Origin of the sequence: Methylotenera sp. (assembly GCF_013141425.1) — a bacterium.
GTDB lineage: Bacteria > Pseudomonadota > Gammaproteobacteria > Burkholderiales > Methylophilaceae > Methylotenera.
On the sequence record NZ_JABFRA010000142.1, the window covers coordinates 1 to 5,176 of the forward strand.

Genomic DNA, 5,176 nt, shown 5'->3' on the forward strand with positions numbered 1-5,176 from the left:
TATACTTAATTGACTAGGATTAATTTCACCAGAAAGCATGCGTGCTTTGATCTCATTCAAGCTGTCAATGCTGGTTAAGCCATTAACGCCACTCACCGCAATCCGCACATTCAACCAAGCGTCACCATCTAAAATATCATTACTTAGATTACCTTTAATGGTATCACTGCCACCGCCGCCGATGATAATTTCGCCGCCGCCAGTGCCAGTTTCCGCACCTAGATTAGTGACGACCAAAGAGGTATTGGGGTCCATCGCATCAACTTCTGCTTGGGTATAACCTAACAATTCAGCTAACCCGTCAATTAGATGTACATTACCTGCTTTTAGATGGTCTTGATCTGCTGGCGTACCTGGGCGTGCGCCGAGTACCAGTTTAGATTGCCCAGTTAGTGTGTCATCTAAGTTCCAGCCAGATAGCCCTTCAACAGAATCGAAACGGTCGCGCAGTGTGAATTCAGGCGCACCGGGGAAGAACGGAATGCCTAAATCTGAATTGGCCGCAACGTTATCCCCTTTATGAATCGCCCAGTCAAAGCCAAACATACCGTTGTTGCGTTGAATACCAGCGCCTTGCACCATAATATCGTCGCCAGATTCACCGTCGTAGTCGGTATCATTGCCCTGCCCGTTCAACACATCGTGACCAATGATGGGGCTATTAAAGAACAGTTCAGAGTTTTCGCCTGCTAGGCCATCAAAGCCCTCACCGCCTTCAATCCAGTCGTCGCCTTCGTTACCCAGCAAGGTGTCACTGCCATTACCACCTAATATAAAGTCGTCTCCTTCACCAGCAAACACCTCCTGTGTATCAGGGCCAGTCATAATAAAGTCCTTGCCGCGCCCGCCAAAGCCTAACACCACACCAGAGCCCATGCTGATAACATCATTACCCTCCTCACCAAACAAGAAGTCATCGCCACCTAAATTAGTGATAATGTCATCGCCGTCGCCGCCATGTACTTTATCGGCTTCGTATCCGCCATCCAAACGGTCATTACCGCCATCGCCCCATAAGGTATCGATGCCCAAGCCGCCAATTAACGTGTCCGCTTCTTCTGAACCGCCCAATACCACATGCGCACCACCGTTGTATTGCAGGAAGTCATCATCACCGTCACCATCCACATCACGACGAATAAATAGTGGTTTGATGATGTTAAGGATTGGGTTAGCATGTGTTGGATCGTCGCCCACTTGAACAGATTTGACGATTTCCAAAATATGATCTGGGGTATTGAACAAATCGCCTGGTAAGTGCGCTTGGCCTGGTTGACCTAAGTCAGTATTGCGCATCACCAATGCGGCAAAGCTGTTCGCTTCAAGCTGATTAAGCAGGTTCATACCCTGTGTACGGCTTAGGTAGTAGAAACGGTCGCCATTTTGCAAGTTTTCTAATTGTGATTCAAACACAAAATTAAACGTTGCACCTAACATGCCGCCAAACTCTTGTTTTTCTTCGGCTAAACCACCAATCCAGAAGTCTACATTATTCAAGCCGCCTAAACTGCCACCAGCATAAGCACCAGTAGCATTCAAGAAGTCTAGGCGATCCGCAGGCTCACCCACGCCGCCAGTTACTAATAATAAGGCAGCCTCACGTTTAGCCTCCAATGTTGTGGCTAAGGTAATGCTTTCATGTGTACCGTAAGCCGCAATAAAGTTAACCACAGACAATGGATTTTTAATGTGGGTAGCAAAATCAACCCAGCTGGAATAAGGCGTTAAGCGTGAATCACCCGTTGCCTCATAAAACTGTGCCCTGGCGTTATTTAACGATGGAACGCCGGTATCACGACCACGCGCAATATTCAACGCACCTAAGTCTAAAGGCAAACCCACCAGATTGTTACGCAATGCTTCGGTTAAAAATTCATCAATCTCATTGCCAACTTGCCTAGTCATACCACGAATAATTTGGCCAGCAGCTACTGAAGCTGAAACTGCACCGTTTTGATCAAATTCAACAGGGTTTAAGAAGGCTTCAATCAATCCAATTTGCTCGCCACCAACCACGCTGTTATCGGCATTAAAGCGATCAACCGTTTCTGTCAGCATAGAATGCCCAAAGCGGTAAACTACATGAGCAAACTCGGCCACAATCGCTGGGTCTAGGTCAGCCGAGGCGGAGAACACGAATGGGTCAATCGCGGGTTGTACTTTGCGGGCAAACTCTTCAAATACCAAATGTTGATATTGCATTTCAGTTACCCAACGACCTGCCTGGAATAAACGTTCACCATCCCAATTTAATGCGTCAATACCAGCTTGATCTGCAGGCACATCACCTAAAGTTGCTAAGTCAGTCAGCAACCATTCGTTAATAAACGCCAAATCACCACTATCTAAGATAGTATGTTTATATTCTTCTACCAAACGATTATGTTCAGCATGAAATACGGTATGCACCGTGGTTAAACCGATATTTTCATTACCGCGACCATCGCCTGTGATGTAATGGCGGTCGAGTAATTCATTATCGTAGGTACTGGCTAAGCCATCGTCTGCCGTGCTCTCTGCAGTGCTGATGACCCCATCACCGTCCAGATCAACGTCTGTATCAGCCACTTGAGCTATTTTTGCCGTTGTTGGATCACCATCATGGTCATAAAAACCAGGAGCCGCATGGTGGGCGATATCGTCGAGGAAAGCATGTCCAGTGCGCAAAGCGCCAACTGCACTAGGGCTTACTGGTGAGCCAGGTGTTCCGACGACCACAAGATCATCTGCAGTATTGGCAATACCGTCAGCACCCACACCTACAATTACTTGTGCATAGCCATTGGCAGCAGGAATAAATTTACCGTAAGGGTCAGTGCGCAACAGTGGCACGTTGCCGATGTCAAAATCGCTCAGTTCAATCCCAAGGTAGTCACGTGCCTGCGTCTTGATTTCAGCCCAATTAGCTATGCCGCCATTTGCACCATCTAACAAATGCCCAGTAGCGGCAGGTCTGCCGTCTGGATCAAGTTTATATTCCCGCAAAAATACTTGATGTGAAGCATGCGAAGTATAGGTCTGATTTTGGTCGATAAACGGTGTGGTGGTGTTTATTGTTTCGTGTGTCTGATCATCCGCAGTGCCCATGATGCCATCTGCACCAGCGGTTGTTACTGTTGCCGCACGGGTCAGTGCCATAAAGTTCGGGCCACCTGGCACATACAAGGGATCATCGGGTTGTAATGGAATATAAACTGTGCCATTGCCAGATTTAGGAATCAGGTCAAGGCCATGGTCAAAGAACTGACCAAACAATGTCATCCAACCGTTAAATGAGGGCGATAAGCCGATGTCAGGTGAAAGATTTTCAATAGTGATGCTACCATTTGCACTGATGTCTAAGCCTAATTCTGCGGCTTTTGCCAGCGGGTCAGCATCGCTTAAAATTAAAGCTGCATCGCCCAACGGGTCTGCAGAACCCGCCAGTTCTAAGGCCTTGAACAAAGCAGAAAAATTACCCAGCGTTTGGTCAGAAATCAAGTTGCTGATAATACGTGGGTCTGCATCGGCAACACTTTGATGCAAATTATAATCAGTGTTAGTAATTGTTGGTGCACCAGAACCAGGAGGGCCAAGTGGCATCACATCGCCATCCGCATCGTTCAAAAATTCAGGGGTTAACATACGCGGCATCACTTGATCTGCCGCGCCTAACAATTCCTGACCAGGCAGCAAACTATTGTAGCTGCCGTCTACTGTACGTAAGCCCGTAGGCATTAATGGGTTAATGGCAGTGCCATCTAGGTTTTTAAGCTCCCCAGTAGCAGCATGCTGCTCAGCCACCTTAATCTGCTCGAGGATTTTCACCAGATCGGCAGTGTTGACATAAAAATTTGTAGCCATGATAGTTCCCCTTACAAAGAGATTGTGAATTCCAAAAAAATTATTTAAATTTCAATTGTTAAATATCTAGTTCAGTAGATTTACATTCATTAACAATCGTGGAGGTATTTTGGACTTTTAAAAAAGTCCCGCAATCACATGTCTAGGTGGTAGAAAATATACGTAGTCCCAAAGTAGGGTTTGTACTTAGTGCAAAGGTAGGGTTTCTATGTAGTGACCAGAAGTGGTCGAATTGAATATGACAAAAACAAAAAGGCAAGCTTGAATAGGCTCGTATTGAATTGGCTAAAAAACTGTATAAAATAACTCTAACTAGCTTGTTTTAATTGATTATATTTAAAACAAGCTAGACTTTGGTAAAGTCAACTTTCAAAAAATCTATTTACACAAAGTCAACTAAGGCAAAGCCAACCAAATAATCAAATCGATAGAAAAATCCAGCGAACTCATGCATTGTATAAGTAATCGCTAAGTAAGCATTTGATAAAAGATTTTGACTCAATTTACCTATGGCTTGCGCGCGCTTGGTGACTTTGAGTTTTTCAAACACATGTTTCAGGTGGCTTTTCACCGTATTCTCGCTGATGTACAAAATCATAGCGATTTCTTTATCCGTTTTGCCTAAACGCACCCAATGCATAATTTCGGTTTCACGGCTACTCAGTTTAAAACAACCACTCAAACAATCGTCCGCACAATCAGCCAAGCAAGGCGTTTTAGCCACTTCTGGAGCGGGGGCTGGGATTACATGCTGAATCTTTCGCAACACATTATCAATGTGCGGCATAAGCAAGCCCATCACCGAATCGTGCGCCTTGATAACATTCTCTTTACTAAAAAACACATAAAGACAATTTTCACCGCTACGCACATCACTCACGCCATAAATCATCAACGAATTTAGCTCGCCTGGTAAGATGGGAAAATCTTCATGCAAGCAACTTGCGCTGTTGTATTCTTTAAGATGATCAATCACTAACCAGCGGCGATTGTTTTCCACCCACACTTTATGCAAACACTGCATAAAGTTATCCATTTTTTCAGGAGAGTCAAATAATGTCTTAGTGTTTATGCCTTCGATATTTGAGGCAACATCATACTTTAAATTGCGATTACTTTTATCCTGACTAAAGTCGCCCCAGCATGCCAGCATTACGTCATGCGGCAATACCTCAGTGACTCTAGTCTGTAGCCAGTTATAAAATTCAAGATGTTTTTGTATGGCATAAGAAGACCAAATGATGGAAAACAGTTTCTCTGAAAATTCCGCATTGTGAGGCATCTCACCGCCTCTACGCTCCTCACCCAAAGGTAAAGTGAACGCTAAAACTTG

At 45.0% G+C, this 5,176-nt stretch carries 2 protein-coding genes; both read right to left on the minus strand.

Annotated elements, in window-relative coordinates:
• A partial coding sequence (locus tag HOO90_RS12090) for a peroxidase family protein (protein WP_292843414.1) occupies nt 1-3,843 on the minus strand: 3,843 nt, incomplete at its 3' end.
• A gap of 382 nt (nt 3,844-4,225) precedes the next feature.
• Nucleotides 4,226-5,176, minus strand: a 951-nt coding sequence (epsA, locus tag HOO90_RS12095; protein WP_366928763.1) for an XrtB/PEP-CTERM-associated transcriptional regulator EpsA, incomplete at its 5' end; no start/stop codon positions are given.